Below are 20,862 nucleotides of genomic sequence, written 5' to 3' on the forward strand. Positions count from 1 at the left end.
GAAAGGTACAATCCGGGCGTTTTTTGACGACGGAGAGTCACTTGGTTCGTAAACTCGCGCTGATTATCGTGTTCCTCGGACTGGCGGTCGTGTTGCTGATGGCCGTGCGGTTGGGTTCCTTTTCGGCCATCGACGACGCGTTTATCTCCTTCCGTTACGCGGAGAATTTCGCCGCCGGCCACGGTTTGGTATTCAACATCGGGGAGAAGGTCGAGGGGTATTCGTCCACTTTGTTCGTGCTGATACTCTCGGCCTTCGCGAAGGTTCTCGGCCGCGTGCGGCTGGGCGCCTTGGCCGTCGGCGTGCTGTCCCACGCGGCGCTTGTCGCGTTGCTGATCTCTTTCTTGGCGCGGTTTTCCTCGGAGCGCCTAAGAACGCCTCTATCGGTGGCCGGTATCGCCTTTCTCATGTTTCACCCCAGTGTATTCGCCTATGCGTCTTCGGGTATGGAGACGACCCTTGCCGCGGCCCTGTTGCTGTCGGCGATCTACGCGGCGACGGCGGCCGGTGAAAAGGAGGGTGGCCGGTTGCAGGCTGCCGGCTGCGGCGTGCTGTTGCTGGCAGCGGCCCTGACGCGCCCGGAAATGATTTTGTTGGCGGCTCCTTTCACCCTCTGGCTATTCTTCGCCAAGCCGGATCGGCGCTTGGCTCGGGTGATGGCGCCGATGTTGATCGTGGCCATCGGCTATGGAGCGTTTCTCTTATGGCGGCACGCATATTTCGGGCAGTGGCAGCCGAACACGTATTACGCCAAGACCGCCGGGGCTGGGATATCCCTCGTGCCCACGGGATTGATGTACGTGTTCGACTTCGCGAATACGACGTTGATCCCCTATTTGCTGTTGGCGTTGGTCGGTGGTGTGATCATGACGCGCGCGAAACTGCCGACGTGGTGGTGGGGCACGCTGGGCGTCGTAGCCACGCAGATCGTCGCCGTGGTGTACGTGGGCGGCGACCACTTTCCGCTCGGCCGGTTTTTGGTGCCGACGATCGCTCCGATGTTGTTGCTCTTGGTCGAGGGCGTGCGGGTATTGCGCGACACGATGAACCGGACGAACCCGAATTTGGCCGCCATGCGTCTACGACCGGCACTGTGGGTGTTGGTCGTGTTGTTGCTGCCGCTAAGCTTCGCGTTGGCGATGTTCTATAAAAATGCCGGAATCAACTTCGTGCGCAACGGCGCCCAAGCCGCGGGCTGGTGTGAGTTGGGCCAAAGCATGGCCGGAACATCGCCGCCGGACACGTCGGCGGCCCTGATCGCCATCGGGGCTTTCGGCTATTGCTCGGGCATGCCGATCGTAGATTTGGTCGGCCTGACCGACCCGGTCATCGCCAAAACACCGACCGACTTGAGCAAAAGCGCGCCGGGTCACGGGCGTTTCAACAGCCGCTACGTGCTTCAGGAAAAAAAGCCCGACTACATATTCCTGCAACTGCGAAGGGTCGCCGTACCCGTGCCGGAATGGGTCTTGCGGCGGGGAATTGTGCATCTGGCGGGCCGGAATTTGGTGGCGGACAAGTTTTTCCAAGAAGAATACGCGTTTCATCGGCTGGCGCAGTACCAGGGTTTCGTGCATTACTGGAGTCGGCGGGAGTTCGAATCCGAGGACAGCAATCCCGGGGAATATCCGGTCGAAGGCATCAAGCCCGAGTTTCCGATTCACGAACCGCCCACGGGAATCAAGCGTTCGGATTACTTCGAAGATGATAACAAGCGACCCGCGGAAACCCAGGTACCCGAAGGTTGGGAGGTCTGGTAATGGGCATCGAGAAAGTGGCCGTGTTCATCAAACGCAACAAATCCGAAGCGGGGACCTTGGCCAAGCACGTCATCCGTTGGATATCGCGGCGCGGGCTGACCCCCCTGGTGCCGGAAAACGAAGCGAAGATGTACAACATCGGCGAGGGGCAACCGACCGAGCAGGTCTTCAACGAGTGCGACATGGTGATCGTTCTGGGCGGCGACGGCACGTTTCTGGCGGCGGCGCGCCTCCTGGGCGGCCGGCAGGCTCCGATTATGGGCGTCAACCTCGGCAGCATGGGGTTCCTGACGGAGATTCGCCGGGACGAGGTCCAGGAATCGCTCGATTTGGTGCTGGCGGAAAAGGCGACGATCATTCGCCGCATGCGCCTGCAGGTCGATATCGTTACCGACGGCGAAACGTCCAGTTACTCGGCGCTCAACGACGTGGTGATTACCAAAACGGCGCTGGCCCGCATCTACGATTTGCGCATCGCGGTCGGCGGCATCTACATGAATATCGTCCGCGCCGACGGCCTGATTATTTCCACGCCGACCGGCTCGACCGCCTACAATCTGGCGGCGGGCGGGCCGATCGTGCATCCGCAGACGAATTGCCTGGTCGTCACACCGATTTGTCCACACATGCTGTCAAACCGGCCGCTCGTGGTGCCGGCGGATCAAAAAATCGAATTGGAGCTGGTCGACGACGCCGAGGTCTTCGTGACCATTGACGGCCAAGCCGGTCAAGAGCTGAACATGGGCGACCGGGTCGTGACGGAATTGTCGGAGCAACCGCTGCTGGTCATCCAAAGCCCGAAGCGCACGTATTTCGAATTGTTACGCGACAAGCTGCATTACGGAGCTCGATGAAGCCATGCTACGCACGTTGACCGTACGTCGACTGGCCGTGATTGAGGACGTCCAGGTCGAATTCAACGACGGCCTCAACGTACTGTCCGGCGAGACCGGCGCCGGCAAATCGATCATCGTGACGGCCATCGGCCTGGCGTTGGGCTGGCGTGCGACCAGCGACCTGATCCGTACCGGCTGCGACGATGCCGAAATCGTCGCCGTATTCAACGACATTGCGCCCGCCGGCCGACGCACCCTGGAGGAGGAGGGGCTCCCGACCGCTGACCCCTTGACGGTACGGCGAGTCCTGCAAACCACGGGGCGCAACCGCGTAGAGATCGCCGGACAGGATGTCACCCTGGCTGCGTTGCGGCGTTTCGGCGAAACGATGCTCAATCTGTACGGTCAGCACGAGGCGCAGGGCTTGATGCGACCGGAAAGCCACATGCTGTATTTGGATGCCTACACCTCATGCGCCGGCGATCGGAACGTGCTGGGCGATATGGTGGAACGACTCAAGGATCTCGACAAGGAGATCGCGCGGCTGACGAAGCAGGACGCCGACCGCGAGGCGCGGCTTGGCTATCTGCGTTTCGTCATCGAAGAAATCGACGGCGCGCAAATCGGCGAGGACGAAGATGAGGAACTGGCGGCCGAGATCAAGGTGTTGTCTCACGCGGAAAACCTGATCCGCACCGGTCGGTCGGTCAGCGAAGTTTTGTACGACCGTGACGAAGGCGCGGTGGTTGAATCGGCGGGCGAGTTGCTGCGCGAGGTCGAGGAACAGGTCGATGTTGACGCGCGCCTCGGCGAGCTTCAGAAGGGCTTGGAAGAACTGGTCGCGCTGGCCGAGGATATTGCGGCGCGCGGGCGGGATTATGCCGAATCGCTCGATTTCGACCCGGCCCGGCTGGAGCAGTTGCAGGATCGGCTGTACGCGCTTGGCGATTTGAAAAAGAAATACGGCGGCTCGTTGGCCGAGGTGTCGGCCATGCGCGAGCGTGCCGTCGCCGAAATCGCCGCGTTGGATCTCGTGTCGAGCAATCTGCGGAACTTAGCCGACGAGCGCCTGCGATTGCGCGACGAGGTGTCTGCAGCGGCGCGTCGCTTGTCCGGTGCGCGAAGGAAAGCGGCGAAAAAGATGCGGCGGGAAGTGGAACGCGAGTTGGCCGATTTGGATATGTCGGGAACGAGTTTCACCGTGGCGGTCGAGCCGCTATCGGCGGGCGGCCTGGAAATCGACGGACTCCGCATCGATGCGAACGGCGCCGACGAGGTCGAATTCCTGATCAGCGCCAATGTAGGTGAACTGCCGCGGCCCCTGGCCCGCATCGCCAGCGGCGGCGAACTGTCGCGCATCATGCTGGCGATCAAGCGGGTGCTGGCGCGCCATTTTCCGGTGCCGACGCTTATCTTCGACGAAATCGACGCCGGCGTCGGCGGGGCGCAAGCTGAACGCCTCGGCCGAAAATTGCGGGAAGTCGCCGGCGAGCACCAAGTGCTGTGCATCACGCATCTACCGCAGATCGCGGCCCAAGCCGATCATCATTACTTGGTGGAAAAGACCGCCATTCAGGGGCGGACGCACACGCGCGTCGAGGCGCTGTCGGCGGAGGGCCGGGTGAACGAGTTGGCGCGGATGTTGGGCGGCGAGGAAATCACGTCGGCCGCGCGCGCCAACGCGACATCGCTCATGGCGGCGACCCAGCCTCGTCGCTAGTCGCTCGCACCGCAGCATCTTCCAGAAATCAATAAGTCGTACGTGGGGTCGAAAAGGGCGGGGAGTGCTTTACGATTCCGTCGAAGCGCTGCTGTTGTCGACGAATCGCGCCAGAATCAGATCGTCGATTTGTTTCCCGTTGGAAAGCTGGGTGTGTCGCACCAAGGTGCCTTCCATGTGGAAATGGTGCTTTTTCAGCAGCGTGATACCGGGTTCGTTGATCGAGCGCACTTGGGTTTCGATCTTTTGGACTTTGTCCACATCGTGAGCCCATTCCAAAGCGATTCTCATGAGTTCCCGGGCGATCCCCCGCCGGCGGTAATGCGGGTCTACGGCGACGCTGAGGTATCGCACGTGATCCTGCGCGCGAAACGGACGGGATTCGAGGGTGACCATGCCGATCACACGCTCATCATCGGTGGCGACGTAAAATATCCGGTTGCGGCGGTTGGTCGCGTTGCGGATGCGGCCGCGGATATCTTCCGGCGAAAGTTCGTCGGCCGAGGCGGTCAGCGCACCTTCTTCATCGGCGACCGCAGTCATCAGGCGATGCACTTGATCGGCATCGACAGCCCGAGCGGGTCGGTAGTTGATTTTGAGATCCATCATCCGCTTCAGCCTAATGAAACGACATTTTTGATGCAAGTGGTCGGATAATCAGCGCCGGCTTCTGAGAAAGCGCCCCAACGCGAGAACCACTAAGGCGCCGAAAACGGCCACCGCCAAGCTGGAGATATTGCAGCCGGTAACGCCGGAACCGCCGAGGGATTGAAACAAGACGCCGCCGACGATCGCCCCGACAATACCGAGAATGATGTTCATCACGCAGCCGGATTCACGCCCCGACAACGACGAGGCGAGCGCGCCGGCCAAACCACCGAGAATGATCCAACCCAAAAATCCCATGTGTAACTCTCGCAGAAAGGTTTTGCTTATTGTTACCGATGTTTATCGATCACAGCGCGTACTTTGGCGCGTAATCGATTTGGGGTGAAGGGCTTTCCGAGAAAATCCGCCACCCCGAGGTGTTCCAATTCTCGCCGAGCTAAATCTCCCGGATAACCGGTACATACGAGAACTGGAATGCTCACGTCGTTTTGTACCATCATTTCCAGGAAATGTTTACCCGACATTTCGGGCATGAGCAGGTCGAGCAAGATCAGGTCGATGTCCGCCCCGTGCGCTTCCAAGATCTCCCATCCGGCCGCGCCGCCGCCGGCGGAGAATACTTCGTACCCCTCACCCACCAACACGCGTTCGTAGTAGGCGCGAATCTGCTCCTTGTCCTCGATGATCAACACCGTCAGATCGGGTTTCATTTCGCTTTCGGTTGGTTGCTCCGACACGGCCGAATCGTCCACGACGTCGGCGCTGCCGCGCGGCAGGAAAACGATGAAATCGGTGCCGAGGCCCGGCTCGCTTTCGACTCGTATCCAACCGCCGTGGTTGGCCACCGCAGCGTAGACCATCGACAAGCCTAGGCCGCTGCGACTTGAAGAGCCTTTGGTGGAGAAAAACGGTTCGAATATTTGCGCTTTCACTTCGGCGGTCATCCCGCCGCCGTTGTCGGAGATCGTCAGCTTCACGAATTCCCCATGGCGATTGTGGGAATGGTTGTTGGCCTCGAACTCGGGCCGCAATTCGATGTTCTCGGCCGCAATCTCAAGCCATGGCGTTCCGTCCATCACGGCTTCGGGTTGCGCGTGCCTTTCACGAAGGGCGTCACGGGCGTTCAGACACAGATGCATGATCATGTTTTTGATTTGGCTTGCGTCGGCGTCTATTGGCCATAAATCCGGCGAAACGCGGATCCGCACGTGGAGGCTTTTGTCGAAGGTTGTGTGCAGCAACGAGCGGAGATCATGGATGATTTGCGCCAAGTCAACCGCGTCCCGGGCACTTGAACCGTCACGCGCCAGGTGCAGCAGGCGGTTGGTCAATTCCGAGGCCGCTTCGGCAGCGTCATACGCCGCGTGGATATTTTCCGCAGCGTCTTCGCCCTCCGCCAATTTGCTTTGCGCGGTCGATAAGTTGCCGATGATGTTGGTCAGGTAATCGGCGAAATCATGCGCCACGCCGCCGGCCAAAGAGCCCACGGCGTCCATCTTTTGGGCGTCGACGATTTGCTGCGCCACGGCCCGCTCGTCGCTGATGTCGCGGGCGATGCCGACCAGGCCGATGATTTCGTCCGTCTCGTCGCGAATCGGGGTCTTGGTGAATTGCAGCACGACTTCGTTTCCAGCGATCATGTACGTGCTTTCGGAACGAACCGTGACGCCTTGGTCTAGTACCTGCCGTTCCTCGATCGCCACGACCGAGCCGTGCTCCTGCCCGAGCAGGTCGATATTCGTACGGCCGATGACTTCGCTTTCGGTGCGGCCGGTAATATCGAGGAAAGCTTGGTTGACGCGCGTGAAGCGACCGTGTTGGTCCTTCACCACGATCAGGTCGACTGTGGATCTCATCAAAACATCAAAGAGCCGTGTGGCGGCCAGCAGCTTTTTTTGGGTTTCCAGCTCGTCACGCAAATCTCGGCCGATGCTTTGAATGACTACCTCACCCCTGGCGCTGACTGTGGCCGTCGTGGTGATCTCCATGGGAAGTTCGAGTCCGGTCTTGGTGACCAAAACGTCTTGGTAGGATGGAAGATCTTCACCTCGCAGCAAGCGTTCGAAACGATCGTGGCTTTCGGCCGCGTCCTTTTCGCGGACCATACGGCTCATAGGCTCGCCGATCAGCTCCTCGCGAGCATACCCGAGCAGATCGCAACCTGTTTGGTTGATATCGAGGATGATTCCCTGATCCGAGATGTGGGCCACGCAAAATGGTTGAGCATCAAAAAGTGCGCGAAAACGCAGCACGGCACGGGAATCTTTTTCTTCAAAATCAGCCGACATTCCTCACGTCTCCTATCGTGGCGGCCAAGCCGTATAGTACTAGAATAAGTTCGCCGAGATGATTTGTCGATGCTTCTTATCGACGACGAGGCAGGAAATCGGGTTTGGCGCGGTGTAAGGCTTGAAAGAGGGCATCCTTGGTTCCCGGGCGGGATTCCTCGATTTCTTCCAGCCACGATGCTAATTCGCTACGTCGCGTCGCGCCGTCTATCGGGCAGCCGGAGGGCTGTACGGGGAACTCTTGCTGGCGGTGCAACTTGGCCAGCCGGTCTTTGGGCAGCGCATACAGGGGGCGGATCAGCACGAAACGACCGTCGAACACCGGCTGGGCGGGCATTAACGTGCTGATTTCCCGATTTTCCAACAAATTAAGCAGAAATGAGGCCAACACGTCGTCACGGTGATGACCCGTCGCGATGTGCGTGATCTCTAAACTGTCAGCCAGTTCGTACAACGCTTGACGGCGGCGGCGGGCGCAAAGAAAACAGGGCCGTTTGCCCCCGTCGGCCACGGATTCCGGCCCGATGGTCGAATGGTGCACGACGAGTGGCACGGACGCGGCGCGGCAACCCTCCAGCAAGGCTTGCAGCCGGTCCTGCGACCCGGGGTGGCCCAATTCGACGTGCAAGGCGGTCAAATGGGCGTCGATTCGACCCGCCGCGACCAATTCGGCCAACAGCGCCGCCACCGCCCAGGAGTCCAAGCCGCCGCTGAGGGCCACACCGATTTTCGCGCCGGGCGGGATAAGATCGTAGTCTGCCAGGCAGGCGGCGACTTCATCGGCCATTTCGCCGACCAACGATGTGGAGTGCGGCAGGGCGCTCATGGTTAGTTGATGTAACCCAACTCTTTGAGTTGTTCGCGGGTTTTGCGGTCCAGTTTGGTCCGCTTCGCCATGCGTTTTTTGCGTCGTTGCGCAGCGTTGTCACGGCTGTAATCGCGCATGGCGGATTGCATCTCGAGCAAGTTTTCCTGCCGATCGGCGACGAGATTGTTTTGCTCGTCGGGGTCGGCGGCAACGTCAAACAGCAATTCCCGCAAGGGTTCGGTGACGCGGTTGTGGTATTTCACCCGGCCCTTTTCGATCATCATTTCGTAACCGCGCTTGTAGGCGTGGAGTTTGTCGAGATTCGACATCTTCGTTTCAGCGAACAGCGGGCGGCTGGAATCGCAGGTGCGCGTGCCGGCGATTAATTCCAGCAGGTTCTGCCCCGGTCCCTTGTAGGGTACGTGCGGCGCTTTGGACCACGCGGCGATCGTCGGGAACAGATCGACCAGGCTTACCGGGCAAGCGATGGCGCCGCCGGCTTGGACTTTCGGCGCCTTGATAATCAACGGCACATGAATCAGTTCGTCGTAAAGCGAGTGGCCGTGACCTTTCTGCCCGTGGTCAAGGAACTCCTCGCCGTGGTCGGCGGTGATGATGATCGCCGTATTATCGTAGAGTCCCCGCTTTTTGAGGGCTTGGAACAAGCGCCCGAGCTGGCTGTCGACCCAGGCGATCTCGCCGTCGTATTGGGAGATGACGTACGCGAAGTCGGCCGGATCCATGCCGAGCCGGAACTTCTTGTTCTTTTCCCATTTCTTCATGCGGAACCGGCCCGTGTAATTCGGGTCGACGAATTTCTTGTCGTAGGGAGCCGGGGGGACGTAATCGTAATGGACATCCCACACGTGCATGAAAACGAACCAATTATCCCGGCGATGCTTGTCGATCTGGTCCAGCGCTTTATCCACGACCTTCTTCGCGGTGACCGCTTCGTGGCTTTCTTTGTAGCTTACATGCGCCAGTTCGTCGTCATAGACGTCGAAACCCTGGGAGAAGCCGTACAACTTTTTTAGATACGGTGCGCTGCCGAATCCGATCGTGGCGTAACCGTTATCTTTGAGCACTTCGCTGATGGTCAGAGCGGAATCGGCCAAGGCGTTTTTCGAGTAGCGAACATTGTGCACGCCCACTTCCTGGCCGGTGAGCATGGTCACGTGGCTCGGCAACGTCCACGGCGAGTTGGATAGTGCGCGTTCAAAACGCACGCCCTCGGCGGCGAGCTGATCCAGGTGCGGCGTGGTCGGCACAGGGTATCCGTAACAACCGACGTGATCGGCCCTCAAGGTGTCGATGCTGATCAGGATGATGTTGGGCTTGTCGGTCGGCGGGCCTCCCCGAGGTTGGCAAGCCGCGACCAACACCACCGACAACGCCAGGGTGAAAAGGGCAAAAAGGGCAACATGCCGAAAGCGCATGGATCTCCTCCAAATGGACGCCAAACGCTAGCAATCTCCGGTAGGGATCGTCAAGCTGCGGAACGCGTTAACTTACGGCGCAGACGGAATCGCAATTCCGGATACATAAAAGCGAAGGCCAGACAGGCCGGGAAAGAGAAGAACGTCGTGAGAAACGGCGTGTAGCCACGGCGGATAAACGCGGCGAGTCCGGGGAAGGTGAAGATCACCAGAACCAAAGACGCTTGCCAGAGAAAACCGGGGCTGGCCCGCCATCTCTCACCGACTCCGGTAATCCAGCGCATGGTGAGGACGATCAGCAGCGTGCAGGTGAGCCACGGGATGTAGTGAACGGGATGAATGGAACCGAAACGGACGGACTGCTCGATGAATTTCCCGACGATGATCAGTATCGATAAGAAGACCCAATGCCAAACCAGAAAAAGAAACGATTGCCGGCCGAGAAACTCGGTAAACGTGAAGGCGCGCTTGATCACGCCCTCTTTCATCGTCACCGCGCCGCGGTACCAACGATTAAGGGCGAGAAAAAACAGACCGCACTGGGCGTACCACAGGAGAAAGAAGAACGGCGTGTTGCGGGCCATCATGTCCGAGAAGTGCTGTTGCAGCAGCACCTGCGAACTCCACCGCGGCGCCAGCGCGGCCGGTATCGCCGCCAGCATCACCAGGAGGAAGAACACGGCCCAGCGAATCGCGGTTGCCGGATTATTTCGCACGCTGCGGAACGCCGCCGCCCCGACCAGCACGTAAGACGTCCACGGCAAAAAGGAAAAGTGCAGACCGAAGGCGCGCCAGATGACGGGAACGTGATCAATCCATTGCCGAAAAGTCGGCTCCGGCTCTTCGGTGAAAGGTAGCGAGCGGATGGCTTCGATGGCCGGTAATTGGGCCTCCCAAAAGAACACCCAGGGGATGTAAATCAGCAGCGAGATCGCGGCCAACGCCCAGTTTGGCAGGCGCAGGCGGATGAGCACGAAGGTAAACGCCGTGCCCATGGCGATGCCTTGGAAGATGTTGGGGATCCGCAAACTGCCCCGGTTTACCGAAAAGCAGACACTCAGCATGATCAAAATGAGCGCCGACAACAGGTAGAAAATCGTCATGCGAAAACCGGCTTTGCCGGCGTTCTTTTCGAAGAAGGTCACCACGTTCATGCCCGAGGCGAAAAAGAACAGCGGCGCCGAAAACCAGACAGACGTGAAGATCACGTTTTCAACAAGAAACAAGCGGTCCACCGACGGCGCCACGGCATGTCCGTACATAATCGCCAGGCACGCGAAGCCCTTGGCCAGGTCGATGTAGTCAATCCGACCCGGCGGCGTTGGAACGGTGGATTCGGCTGAATTCATGCCGCCGAGTGTACGAACCCGGCGTCGCAGCGGCAAGCGGTGAGGTTAAAATACACCGTGCTCGTGAAGGATGTGCAAGCCGATCCCGATCAGCACGAGGCCGCCCACGGCTTCGGCCCACCGGCCCAGACCGATGAGTTTGGCCACCGAATGAGACAACTGCATGCCGACGGCGGTCAACGCGAACGCCACGACGCCGATGATAAGAACGGCCAACCAGGGTGAGCCCGGCAAGAGGAAAAGACTTAACCCAACGCCGAGGGCGTCAATGCTCGTGGCAATCGACAAGACGATCAGCGACTTGCCGCGCGTGATGTCTTTCGTCGGGGCGTCCGCATCCTCGCCGCGACTGCTTTCCAGCAACATGCGGCCGCCGACAAGCAGTAGGAGAACAAAAGCGACCCAGTGGTCAAAGGGGGCGATCCACGGCGCAATCGTTCTGCCCACGATCCAGCCGGTGAAGGCCATCAACGATTGGAAAAAGCCGAAATGCCAAGCCAGCCGCAGCGTGCGCCGCAGCCCGACGTCGGCGGCGGTCGCCCCGGCCACGAGAGACACGGCGAAAGCGTCGAGCGCCAAAGCAAATGCCACGATGAGTATTACAGCCACATTCCGCCTCGTTGCCGGATGAACCGTCGCTCCGGTTTCAACCTGCAGAAACCTGCTGGGCCTGTTTACCTTGGTAATATTGCTTGAGCAACCCGCGCAGGGCGGGATAGAGATATGCCGCGCCGACGCAGGCGATAAAGGCGAAGTAATTCGACAGCCGCACGGCCTTGGCCAGCAGCAGAACAATCGACAGTACCGTCATACCGGCCGTGAACGCCGCCGCTTCGGAAACGAAATGCTTGCGCTTACCCCAGGCAATATTCAGTCGCGCGGCGGGCACCATCAGCGGGCAAACCAGGGCAAAGGCGACGATCCACCGCAGGTGGATGGGCATCTCGCCGCGCAACCAACCCCACGAAGCGGCCAGGCCCCAGGCGTGGATCATCAATTTCAGGCAAAGCCAATGGAAGCAGAAGAAGACGAACGAGAAAATGCCCAGGAACTCGATGTATTCGGCGATCGCGCGCCCCACCTTGCCGCGACGCTTCCACCGATCGTATCCGTAATGGCAGGCCAGCCAAGCCAGGCCCGAAATGCCCAGCGCCGAGAAGGCGTGATAGGGAACGTGGCGAAATAGGGCATCGGTGACTTGGTCGCCCGACAGTGCGCCGATTTGCAGACCCAGTGGCAAATAGGCCGAGCCGAAGCCGCCGGCCAGACAAAGTGCGAAGCCGATGCCCCACCACTTCGCGGTCCGCGGATTCTCGCGCACCGAGCGAAACGCCACGCCTCCCAGGATCGTATAACAAACCCACGGCAGGAGGCTGAAGTTCGCAAACAGCCACCGCTGGGGCAGGCTCAGGCCGGTGAGGATCGTTTTCATGGCGATGATCGCCGCAGGGTCGTCGGGCGCCACGCCGACGGGCAGGGTGTTGCGGTACCACATCAGCACCGGCTCCAACCCGACGCGAAAGCGGAAGTAGACCAAGTACAACCCGAAACAGATCAGCAGGTGAACCCACGTCGGCCATTTGGTTCGCAACATCAAAAACGCAACGGCGATGCACGCCGCGATGCCCTGGAAGATCTGCCAGGTGTTCAGCGAGAGGCGGGCGAAGCTATACAGGTAGCCGATGAGAAACAGGATGACCGCGCCCCACAGGTAGTAGGCCGTGATCGGAAAATGCGGGCGGCTGCGATATCGCTCCAGTACCAAAATGATATTCATGCCCGACGCGAAGAAAAAAAGCTGCGCGAAGGGCGGCTGCACGGCTAAGAGGAGGTTGGCGAAGCAATCGGGGTCGCCGATATGAAAGCGCATGGCGTGCGATTGCAGCATGATCAGGCAAGCCAAGCCCTTGAAAAAGTCAATGTATGAAATGCGCGCGGAGGCGCTGGAGTCCGTTGCGCCAGGCGTCATGCCTCACCCGCCGGCAACGCGGTGGTGTAACGACGACGCAGCTTGAGTCGCAACGTCGGGTAGACGAAGGCGAAGCCGAAACTGACCAAGTAGCTGACGTACAGCGGAATTTCAATGTAATAGGGCGAGGGGCCGAAACCACGGACGAGACCGCCGATGATGCCGAGCGAGAGAAAGGTCAGCATCAGGCCGGCGATCATGAACACGGCGGTCTTGGTGGCGAAGCTCGACTTGGCCGCGAGGCGGTCGCGCAGGCGGGCGAAAACGGGAACGAAAAACACCGTGCCGGCAATCACCAGCGCCGAACGCAGGTACGGATTGAGCGGCAACGCGTGTTCCACGGCGAGCACGGTCGAAATCAGCCACCAGTGGACGATCAAGAACATGAAGCTCTCTTTGCCGAGCATCTCGCTGCGGTCCGCCAGGAAGCGCAAAACGGGATTTTGATACTCGCTCGCGCCCGGATAGTGCCGCCGGGATACCAAATACAGCAGCCCCGCACCGCCGAGCGTCATGGCGACGTAGCTGGGAATGCCGCGCAACATCAGGTCCAGGAAGGTGTCGAGAAAGATCGCGTCCAGCAGGTTCTGCCCCCTACCGAACACGCCCCATCCCAAAAACGGCCCGACCACAAACAGCACGCCGAACAGCGCCCACCAGGGCCACGTGCGCGGCTTCGGCCGCGTGACGCTGCGGTAGCACAGCGCTCCGACGTAGAAAAACGTAATCCATTGCAGAAAACCGAAGTGGATCATCGTCCATCGTTGCAGCGGTCGAATGGCCGCAAACAGCGCGGCGAGGGCGGGGCTGATGCCCGATACGAAGAGGTCGGAGGCCAGCGGCACTTGGGCCCGCAGTTCGCGGAATTCGGCGAAGCGCGGCGCGATCTCGACCGGCAGGCGGAGGGTCAGCAAATAGACGGCGTAGAAACCGATGACGATCAGCCAGTGCACAAAGGTCGGCATGCGCAGGCGCATCAGCAAATAGACGACGACCGTGCACACCGCCACGCCCTGGAAGATATCCATGACCGGGCTGGCGCGGTTGAGGTTGTAGGTAAAGCCCAGGACGAAGAGCACCGCGGCGGCGGCCAGGTAGAAGCGCGTGGCGCGAAACCCGGGTTTGTCCGCGTTGCGTTCGAGGAAAGTCATCACGTTCATGCCCGAGACGAAGAAGAAAATCGGGCCCGAGAAATCCATGAAATGCAACACGATCTTGTCGAAGGTGTGCGGCACGGGCATGCGCGAACGCATAGCGTGGCCGACGAGCATCAACACACACGCCAGGCCTTTGAGCATGTCGATTTCGTGATAGCGGACGGCGGTTTTGCTCACGGGCGTATTCTCCTTGAAACGCCGTAAAGTACCGCACCGGGCCGCGTCGGGGAAGAGCGAAATCCCCATTATGGGATGTGAAAAAAATCGCCTATACTGAGACGGATGCTGCTTCTTTGGATTTTCGCCATTTGAATTTTTTACCTTGATGGGAGTGTTGGGTAATGGCCGAAGTGCAAGCGGTGGAACCGGGCCGGACGTTTTTTTCTCATTTGCTGACGCCGCGATTTTTCCCAGTCACGCACGGGATCATCCATGCGATCGTCGACGCCGCGACGGTCATGGTGATCTTCAGCACGATTTTCGTTCATGAATTACACCCGAGCGACGCCTTCACGCTGGTGTTGTCCTACGACCTGCTGGCCTTTGCCGGGCAGGCCTTCGTCGGATACGCGAGCGACCGCTTTCGTGCCGAGCGGGCCGTCACGTTGGCGGGAATCGTTCTAGCATTCGTCGCCGTGCTGACCATGCGCATCCATCCGTGGGCGGCGATGATTGTGGCGGGCGTGGGCAACGCGTTCTTTCATGTCGGGGCCGGGGCGGTGTCACTGCACGTACGCACCGGGCGGGCGACTTTTCCCGGAATTTTCGTGGCGCCGGGCGCACTTGGCTTGGCGATGGGCATTTACGTCGGCAAGGGGCATTTCCTAATCACGTGGCCGTTCCTTGTGTTGTTGGCGGCCGGGTTCGCTTTCGCGGCGGTGGCGAAACTGCCGGAGATACCCTACACGCGCAAAACGAAGCTGCTTGACGTGAAAATGCCGCTGCTGATTCTGTTTTTGCTGCTGTTTTCCGTTGCGGTGCGCGCCTTGGTCGGCGGCGCGGGCAGCTACGATTTACCCAAGACGGTCAAGACCGTATCGTTCGGCCTGGCCGCGGCAGCGTTCGCGGGTAAGGCGATGGGCGGCATCATTTCCGACCGCCTCGGTTGGATACCCGTAAGTGTCGGTGCGCTATTGATTTCGGCGCCGCTGATCGCGTTCGGCGGGGCGAACCCGATTGTCCTGACGATCGGGCTGTTTCTCTTCCAGATGACCATGCCGGTTACGCTGACCGCCTGCGCTGCGGTGCTGCCGGGGCGGCCGGGATTCGCCTTTGGGTTAACCTGCCTGGCGTTGATATTGGGTGCCGTGCCGACGTTCTACCACGCGGTGAAAATCCACTACGGGCCGGGTCCGTTCCTGGGGTTGATATTGCTTTCGGCAGCGTCGGTGGGCGCGGGGCTTTGGATGCTGCGGGGCAAAGTGCCGATGAAGTTCCGCGATTAGTCTCGCGGCCGCGCGCGTAAGCTGAGCAATAACGCGAGCATTCCCAGGGAGAGCATGATGGCGGTCATGGCGACCCCTGAGGTGTGCGACGAAGTATGGCAGCCGCCGGTCGAGTCGTCCTTTTCCTCATCGTCGTTATCGCCGGCCTCGCTGCTATCGTCGTCGGCGTAATTATTTGAGCCGCCGCCCCCGCCGGAGTCGTTGTCGTCGTCGTCGTCGTCGTCGTACGAGTCATCATCACCGTAGCCGCCGTCGTACATGTATTCGCAGCCAACCTCGAAGTATTTGACTTGGTACCCGCTGCCGCCGGTGCCGGTGTAACGCAACGCGAGGGTTACCATTTTGTCGTAAGGGGTATACAGACTGGCGGTGCCGTATTCACTGACCGCCAAGTTTTGCCAAGTGGGATTTTCGGCCTCGCCGTAATCGAAGCTGTATTGCAGGGAAAGCGGATCTTTCGGCGAAAAGCCAAAAGACTCGCCCTGTTGCCCGAACTCGATATCGAAGTAATACGCGTAACAATCCGGCGTTTGGAACGTCGGGGTAATCAGCCGTTCGTCGGAAGGGACGGCCGACCCGAAGACGACGGCGCAGCGGTGCGCGGCGTCGGGGCATTCGTCCTGGTGCCATGTGATGTCGGGATTGGTTTGCTCGATTCGCCACCCCGGTGGCGGGAAATCGTTGTCGAAGCGCTCTTCGAACAAGTCGTAGTATTCGGGCCCCGGGGCGTAGTCGGCCCAAGCCGAGGACGTGCACGCCAAAACGAGAACCAGCAATAAAAACAGCTTCTTCAACATGGTTGCTTTCCCGAAAAAAGCAATCACTCGGGTTTTCGAGCGACGCGACGCAGACTGAGTGCAAATGCAACCAGGCCGATCGTCATCATCACGGCGAACATCAACGAGCCGGATTGCTTGTTGGTCACTCCGCAACCGGAATCATTGTCGTTGTTGTTGTCGTTGTCGTTGTCGTTATCGTTATCGTTGTCGTCGTCCGTCGACCCGGAATCGTCATCGACATTCGAATCGTCATCGACATTCGAGTCGTCATCGACAGACGAATCGTCGTCGTAGGACCAGGAGTCGTCATCGGCCCAATCAGCCAAGGCGGATACGGGGAGAAGAGACACAAACAAAAAAACAAAAATCCACTTCTTCATAATCGTCTCCATGGGCGGCATTCGCTGCGCTCTTAGCCCCCTATTGTACTCTTCGCAAACTCAATCCAAGGGCGAACAGGCCGATGGTCATCATCACGGCGAACATCAGCGAGCCGGATTGGCGATTGGTGACGCCGCAACCCGATTCGTCATTATTTGTGTCGTCGCCGTCATTTAAATCGCCTTCGTCGGCGTCGTCATCGGTGTCGCTAGCGTCGTCATCGGCGGCACTAGCGTCGTCATCGTCACCGCTTGCATCATCGTCAGCCGCCCCCGCATCGTCGTCGATATCGGTATCGTCGTCGATATCCGTGTCGTCGTCGATATCGGTATCGTCGTCGATATCCGTATCGTCATCGTACCAGGTGTCGTCATCGGGCGGAGCGGCGTCGGCCCACGCCAAGCCGGAAAACACACAAACAAGAAGCAACGCCATCGCGAGTTTTTCCAACATGACAAACCTCTTCTTTCCCAATACTCAAAACACTATATCAGCAGCGGGGTGAGTGTGTCGGCGTGATCCGAGATGATGCGAAGTTGCCGTAACAACTCCTTAATCCAGACTCCGCGCGGGCCACGCATACAAACATAACGGTCCGCGCCCCCGCTGGATATTTGGAGAGTATCAAGTCACGGCGTCTATTGCAATCGAATTTCGCCGGGAAGGCTTATCGAAGACCGAGGCGGACCAAGTGAGCGGCCAGCCCTTCGCGCCAATCGGGAAAAGGGTATCCGGTCGCGGCGGTGAAGCTTGCCGTATCCAGGCGGCTGTTTTGGGGCCGCGGGGCGGGTCGGTCGATCTCGGTAGACGAAATCGGCTCGATCACCGCTTCCGCGAAACCGGCGAACTCAGCGATTTGTTTGGCGAAATCGAACCACGAACAATGTCCGCCGCCTACGGTGTGATGTACGCCGACCAGATGGCTTTCGATGGCCGCGAGTATGGCTTCAGCCAAGTGGCCGGTGTAAGTCGGCGAGCCGATTTGGTCGTTGACGACGCGAAGGGGCTCGCCTTTTTTGAGTTTTGCGAGGATCGCGCTGACGAAATTCGGACCGCCTGGACCATGGAGCCATGCCGTGCGAAGGATGACGCAGCGGTTGCCCAACACTTTGCGTGCCGCCGCCTCACCGGCCCATTTGCTTTTGCCGTAGACGCCTAGGGGCCCGGGCTCGTCGTCGGGAAGGTAGGCATCGGTTTTTTTGCCGTCGAAAACGTAATCCGTGGAAACGTGCAGCAAGCGCGCCCCGCGACCGCGGCAGGCCAGCGCCAAATTTTTCGTAGCCGTTTCATTGACGGCGAAAGCGGCGTCGGGCTCCTGTTCGGCGCGGTCGACGGCGGTATAGGCGGCGCAGTTGACAACCCAGGAAGGCGCGTACATTTCCAGCAGCTCCTGAGCTTGGTCTAGGTCGGTAAGATCGGCGTCGTCAATATCAACGCCGAAGACTTCGAGGCGCTCGCCCAAGACTATGAGGGCGTCTTGGCCCAACATCCCATCGGCGCCGGTAACGATTACTTTCATGTTTCCGTGGTAGTTTCCAAGAAGTCGTGTTCGTTGAGTATTACGGCCACTTCCTCGGTGTAGGTGCCGTCCATATTGTACACGAACATGGGCCGATTTACATGCAATGAGACGCCGGCGTCGCGCTGAGCTTCGAGCATCGCGAGCTTGGCGCCGGAGGAATGGTTGGCGTGGACGAATTGCACCTGCCGCGGTTCGAGGCTGTGGGCCCGACACAGGCAGAACAGGGCGGTCAAACGCTTGACGGGAAAGACGAAATACGCACGGCCCTTGGGCTTAATCAAGTAACGGGCCGCGATCACGACTTCTTCGAGCGTGATCTTGATTTCGTGCCGGGCGACGGCTTTTTCGTCTTCCGGATTCACACGCCCGGTCCCGGCGGCGACGTAGGGCGGGTTGGAGATCACCACGTCAAAACTATCGGCGGCGAAGCTTTTCTTGATATCCCTGATATCGCTGTGTCGGATGTCGATCTTTTTTCCGAGATGGTTGGCGGTCACACTTCGCTCGGCCATGTCGGCCATCGTTTTCTGGACTTCGACGCCCACAAATCCGGCTTTTGCCTCAACTTGGCGACTGGCTAGGATGAGCGGCATGATGCCGCTGCCTGTTCCCAAGTCGATGACCTGATCGCCCTTTTTCAACTCAATAAAAGAGGTCAAGAGAATCGGGTCGACACTGAACCGATAGCCGTTTTTTTTCTGCAAGATGACCATTTCGCCGTGGAGCAAATCCTGCAGTTCTTCATCGGTGTTTACGTCGACATCTTGGAAGCGATCGGAATTGGTTTTGTCACTACCGTTATTCACATCAGCCATTTGTTTCTCCGTGAGAACCATATTTAATGCTGTGCATGACCAGACCAGCCGGAATATTGGGATAAAACCGGGCGGCCTTATGTGGCAATTTTAGCTTCGCATCGGCAACAGATTCGAGTTGGCGGGTCGCCAGTGGATTGAGCAAGAACACCGCTTGCGCTTCTTTCTCGGTCACCAGTTGCAGCAAGCGCTCGGGTTCATGGAAAAAGACCAACTCACCCTTGCTGCGATCGGCGGGATCCAGGCCCAGGGGGCCCTCCAAAATCAGGCGGTGCAGCAGCGCAACGTCCATATCCCGGATCGGTTCGGCCAATCCTTCGGGCAAGATGAGCTTGGCCGCGTCGTTTTTGACGGAAAGAAGCAGAATTTCAGGCACTCCTTCAATGGCCGCGGCAAACGTCGCCTCGTCATGTTCGTCATCCCGGGCCATCTCCGTCATTACGTGTTGCAGCAGTTCGCCGTCGGCGTCGCTTTGGTCGAGTTCGCGGATATAGAACGTCTTCGACAATTCGAAAAGCAGGTCGTTCGGATTAAGCCGCGGCAGACCGGTTACGGCGCGGTGAATCGGCAGGATGGAGAGGCCGTCGTCCTGCAAGGGAACGAAGCAAGCGAGAATTCGTTGGGCCGCTTCGTTTTCGGGATGCGCCGCGGCGAACGCTTGGGCCGTGCGGTAGCGGTGGTGACCGTCGGCCAAGATGACGGTGTGTGTCGCCATGATGTCCCGCACGCGCTCAATCAGTTCCGGATCACCGAGGCGAAACACGGTATGGGAGGATTCGTCATCACATTCGGTGTCGATACAAGCCTCGACCTCGCCCGCGGCTCCGACCAACAGGGACATCACCTCGCGTTCGGGGTCAGAATACAACAGGAAGATGGGTGCCGCGGCTACGTGCGTGGCTTCCATGAGTTTCAGGCGCTCAACCCGCGGATTGACCCAGTCCGTCTCCTGGGGCAGGACCATGCGACTGCTTTCGGGTTCCAGGTCGAGCAGGGCGAAAAACGCCTTGCACACTTTGTATTGACCGTCAGGTCCGACGTATCCCTGGCGATAGTAGTAAATGCCGGGTTGAACGTCGCGTATCACGATGTTGTCCGCGCACCACTTGTTCCACGTATCGCCGGCGCGCTTGGCCATCTGCTCAATATTCACGTCATTGAGTTCGTCGTGGCCGGGCATTAGCTGAATGATGTTCACCGCGCCGCGATGGGCGATTTCGTCGCGTAGACGCTCATCCACTTGGTCGTATGGCGGCGCGAGCGCCGTACCGATGTCGGGAACGTTTTCCGGATGAAAGCGCCAAGCGGCAAAGGGGGCAATTCGGGCCACGTTTAATTCCTCAAATCGGGTTCGACGCCAATCGCGTCCGCGAGCACTTCACGGGATACTTCACCTTGACGGAGAATCAACGGCGGCCATTCGGTGCATAGTAAAACCGTACTGCCTTTGCTTATCGGCAGCGGCGGTCCTTCCGCGCAAACAAGTTGGCTACCGAAGTACTCATAAATGTCGCGACAGGAGCGCGCCGGAGGTTGGTCGGCCAAATTGGCGCTCGTGGCCACGAGCGCTCCGCCGGACAACGAAGCCAGGCGGCGAAGGGCATCGCTGCCCGGCACGCGGATACCCACAGTGTCGCTGCCGCCGGTTATCAGCATGTCTACCGCCGGATGGGCGGGCAGGACGATCGTCAAGGGGCCCGGCCAGAAGCGGGCGACCAGTTTTTCAACATCGGCGGGTATCGCGGACCATAGTGAGCGGGCGACGCCGAATGTGGAGACGACAACGGGGAGGGCGCGTTCGGGCGGACGTCCCTTGAGTTCGAAGACCTTCCGCAGCGCATTGGGTCGGTCGACTCGGGCTATCAAACCGTAAAAGGTTTCGGTCGGAAAGGCGACTACCTCGCCGTCATCCAGACGAGCCACAAGCGCCTTTAGGTCAGGCGGGGGTTGGTCTAGCTCTGCATCTTTCGGTTGCATGGTGCCGGTAA

20 protein-coding genes are annotated in these 20,862 nt (G+C 59.4%); 4 read left to right on the forward strand and 16 right to left on the reverse strand.

Features of this window, described 5'->3' with window-relative positions:
- The first annotated feature begins 41 nt into the window (after positions 1–41).
- From P9L99_10120 to recN, 3 genes are read left to right on the forward strand one after another with little or no spacing between them, the layout of a single operon-like run.
- Positions 42–1,760 carry a hypothetical protein gene (locus P9L99_10120; protein ID MDP8223703.1) on the forward strand — a complete coding sequence of 573 codons (1,719 nt, stop codon included), beginning with the start codon at positions 42–44 and terminating at the stop codon, positions 1,758–1,760.
- Positions 1,760–2,614, forward strand: a complete 855-nt coding sequence (locus P9L99_10125) for an NAD(+)/NADH kinase (protein MDP8223704.1) — start codon at positions 1,760–1,762, stop codon at positions 2,612–2,614. The genes P9L99_10120 and P9L99_10125 overlap by 1 nt, the downstream gene beginning before the upstream one ends.
- 4 nt (positions 2,615–2,618) lie before the next feature.
- A complete protein-coding gene (gene recN, locus P9L99_10130) occupies positions 2,619–4,316 on the forward strand; it encodes a DNA repair protein RecN (GenBank protein MDP8223705.1) in 1,698 nt (565 codons plus the stop codon).
- Positions 4,317–4,385: 69 nt separating this feature from the next.
- Here recN and P9L99_10135 read toward each other — a convergent pair whose 3' ends face one another.
- The 9 genes from P9L99_10135 to P9L99_10175 form a co-directional block, all read right to left on the reverse strand.
- Positions 4,386–4,925, reverse strand: a complete 540-nt coding sequence (locus tag P9L99_10135) for a GNAT family protein (protein MDP8223706.1) — start codon at positions 4,923–4,925, stop codon at positions 4,386–4,388.
- 48 nt (positions 4,926–4,973) lie between these two features.
- Positions 4,974–5,222, reverse strand: a complete 249-nt coding sequence (locus P9L99_10140) for a GlsB/YeaQ/YmgE family stress response membrane protein (GenBank protein ID MDP8223707.1) — start codon at positions 5,220–5,222, stop codon at positions 4,974–4,976.
- 32 nt (positions 5,223–5,254) lie between these two features.
- Positions 5,255–7,213, reverse strand: coding sequence for a PAS domain S-box protein (locus P9L99_10145; GenBank protein ID MDP8223708.1), 1,959 nt, complete (start codon positions 7,211–7,213; stop codon positions 5,255–5,257).
- 76 nt (positions 7,214–7,289) lie between these two features.
- The gene (locus tag P9L99_10150; protein ID MDP8223709.1) at positions 7,290–8,039 is read right to left on the reverse strand and encodes an ATP-binding protein; all 750 of its coding nucleotides are present in this window, start codon (positions 8,037–8,039) and stop codon (positions 7,290–7,292) included.
- 2 nt (positions 8,040–8,041) lie between these two features.
- Positions 8,042–9,457 carry a sulfatase gene (locus P9L99_10155; protein ID MDP8223710.1) on the reverse strand — a complete coding sequence of 472 codons (1,416 nt, stop codon included), beginning with the start codon at positions 9,455–9,457 and terminating at the stop codon, positions 8,042–8,044.
- A gap of 50 nt (positions 9,458–9,507) precedes the next feature.
- Complete coding sequence (locus tag P9L99_10160; protein MDP8223711.1) at positions 9,508–10,806, reverse strand: hypothetical protein; 1,299 nt, start codon at positions 10,804–10,806, stop codon at positions 9,508–9,510.
- A gap of 45 nt (positions 10,807–10,851) precedes the next feature.
- Complete coding sequence (locus P9L99_10165; GenBank protein MDP8223712.1) at positions 10,852–11,415, reverse strand: manganese efflux pump MntP family protein; 564 nt, start codon at positions 11,413–11,415, stop codon at positions 10,852–10,854.
- Positions 11,416–11,452: 37 nt separating this feature from the next.
- Complete coding sequence (locus P9L99_10170) at positions 11,453–12,775, reverse strand: hypothetical protein (GenBank protein MDP8223713.1); 1,323 nt, start codon at positions 12,773–12,775, stop codon at positions 11,453–11,455.
- On the reverse strand, positions 12,772–14,109 hold the full coding sequence (locus P9L99_10175) for an acyltransferase family protein (protein ID MDP8223714.1): 1,338 nt from the start codon (positions 14,107–14,109) through the stop codon (positions 12,772–12,774). Before P9L99_10175 ends, P9L99_10170 begins: the two co-directional genes overlap by 4 nt.
- Positions 14,110–14,273: 164 nt before the next feature.
- On the opposite strand from P9L99_10175, the gene P9L99_10180 reads away from it, so the two are divergent.
- Positions 14,274–15,377 (forward strand): hypothetical protein, encoded by a 1,104-nt coding sequence (locus P9L99_10180; GenBank protein ID MDP8223715.1) that lies wholly within the window; start codon positions 14,274–14,276, stop codon positions 15,375–15,377.
- Here the strand turns inward: P9L99_10180 and P9L99_10185 are convergent.
- From P9L99_10185 to P9L99_10215, 7 genes are all read right to left on the reverse strand, one after another.
- Positions 15,374–16,174: a hypothetical protein gene (locus P9L99_10185; GenBank protein MDP8223716.1), complete on the reverse strand. Its 801-nt coding sequence runs from the start codon at positions 16,172–16,174 to the stop codon at positions 15,374–15,376. The genes P9L99_10180 and P9L99_10185 overlap by 4 nt on opposite strands.
- Before the next feature lie 23 nt (positions 16,175–16,197).
- On the reverse strand, positions 16,198–16,536 hold the full coding sequence (locus tag P9L99_10190; GenBank protein MDP8223717.1) for a hypothetical protein: 339 nt from the start codon (positions 16,534–16,536) through the stop codon (positions 16,198–16,200).
- 40 nt (positions 16,537–16,576) lie between these two features.
- The gene (locus P9L99_10195; GenBank protein MDP8223718.1) at positions 16,577–16,990 is read right to left on the reverse strand and encodes a hypothetical protein; all 414 of its coding nucleotides are present in this window, start codon (positions 16,988–16,990) and stop codon (positions 16,577–16,579) included.
- Between the two features lie 214 nt (positions 16,991–17,204).
- Positions 17,205–18,056, reverse strand: coding sequence for a dTDP-4-dehydrorhamnose reductase (gene rfbD, locus P9L99_10200; protein MDP8223719.1), 852 nt, complete (start codon positions 18,054–18,056; stop codon positions 17,205–17,207).
- The gene (locus P9L99_10205) at positions 18,053–18,874 is read right to left on the reverse strand and encodes a tRNA1(Val) (adenine(37)-N6)-methyltransferase (protein MDP8223720.1); all 822 of its coding nucleotides are present in this window, start codon (positions 18,872–18,874) and stop codon (positions 18,053–18,055) included. Before P9L99_10205 ends, rfbD begins: the two co-directional genes overlap by 4 nt.
- Positions 18,867–20,204, reverse strand: a complete 1,338-nt coding sequence (locus P9L99_10210) for a DUF1015 domain-containing protein (protein MDP8223721.1) — start codon at positions 20,202–20,204, stop codon at positions 18,867–18,869. Before P9L99_10210 ends, P9L99_10205 begins: the two co-directional genes overlap by 8 nt.
- A gap of 2 nt (positions 20,205–20,206) precedes the next feature.
- Positions 20,207–20,851: an L-threonylcarbamoyladenylate synthase gene (locus P9L99_10215; GenBank protein ID MDP8223722.1), complete on the reverse strand. Its 645-nt coding sequence runs from the start codon at positions 20,849–20,851 to the stop codon at positions 20,207–20,209.
- Between the last annotated feature and the right edge of the window lie 11 nt (positions 20,852–20,862).

This window comes from Candidatus Lernaella stagnicola (assembly GCA_030765525.1).
Taxonomy (GTDB): Bacteria; Lernaellota; Lernaellaia; order Lernaellales; family Lernaellaceae; genus Lernaella; species Lernaella stagnicola.

What these genes read in the sequence shown, in the direction of transcription:
- P9L99_10155 (MDP8223710.1), bottom strand. Translation starts at nt 9,457, where the DNA reads ATGCGCTTTCGGCATGTTGCCCTTTTTGCCCTTTTCACCCTGGCGTTG.
- P9L99_10180 (MDP8223715.1), top strand. Translation starts at nt 14,274, where the DNA reads ATGGCCGAAGTGCAAGCGGTGGAACCGGGCCGGACGTTTTTTTCTCAT.
- P9L99_10160 (MDP8223711.1), bottom strand. Translation starts at nt 10,806, where the DNA reads ATGAATTCAGCCGAATCCACCGTTCCAACGCCGCCGGGTCGGATTGAC.
- P9L99_10215 (MDP8223722.1), bottom strand. Translation starts at nt 20,851, where the DNA reads ATGCAACCGAAAGATGCAGAGCTAGACCAACCCCCGCCTGACCTAAAG.
- P9L99_10170 (MDP8223713.1), bottom strand. Translation starts at nt 12,775, where the DNA reads ATGACGCCTGGCGCAACGGACTCCAGCGCCTCCGCGCGCATTTCATAC.
- P9L99_10135 (MDP8223706.1), bottom strand. Translation starts at nt 4,925, where the DNA reads ATGATGGATCTCAAAATCAACTACCGACCCGCTCGGGCTGTCGATGCC.
- P9L99_10140 (MDP8223707.1), bottom strand. Translation starts at nt 5,222, where the DNA reads ATGGGATTTTTGGGTTGGATCATTCTCGGTGGTTTGGCCGGCGCGCTC.
- P9L99_10185 (MDP8223716.1), bottom strand. Translation starts at nt 16,174, where the DNA reads ATGTTGAAGAAGCTGTTTTTATTGCTGGTTCTCGTTTTGGCGTGCACG.
- P9L99_10190 (MDP8223717.1), bottom strand. Translation starts at nt 16,536, where the DNA reads ATGAAGAAGTGGATTTTTGTTTTTTTGTTTGTGTCTCTTCTCCCCGTA.
- P9L99_10205 (MDP8223720.1), bottom strand. Translation starts at nt 18,874, where the DNA reads ATGGCTGATGTGAATAACGGTAGTGACAAAACCAATTCCGATCGCTTC.
- P9L99_10145 (MDP8223708.1), bottom strand. Translation starts at nt 7,213, where the DNA reads ATGTCGGCTGATTTTGAAGAAAAAGATTCCCGTGCCGTGCTGCGTTTT.
- rfbD (MDP8223719.1), bottom strand. Translation starts at nt 18,056, where the DNA reads ATGAAAGTAATCGTTACCGGCGCCGATGGGATGTTGGGCCAAGACGCC.
- recN (MDP8223705.1), top strand. Translation starts at nt 2,619, where the DNA reads ATGCTACGCACGTTGACCGTACGTCGACTGGCCGTGATTGAGGACGTC.
- P9L99_10150 (MDP8223709.1), bottom strand. Translation starts at nt 8,039, where the DNA reads ATGAGCGCCCTGCCGCACTCCACATCGTTGGTCGGCGAAATGGCCGAT.
- P9L99_10125 (MDP8223704.1), top strand. Translation starts at nt 1,760, where the DNA reads ATGGGCATCGAGAAAGTGGCCGTGTTCATCAAACGCAACAAATCCGAA.
- P9L99_10195 (MDP8223718.1), bottom strand. Translation starts at nt 16,990, where the DNA reads ATGTTGGAAAAACTCGCGATGGCGTTGCTTCTTGTTTGTGTGTTTTCC.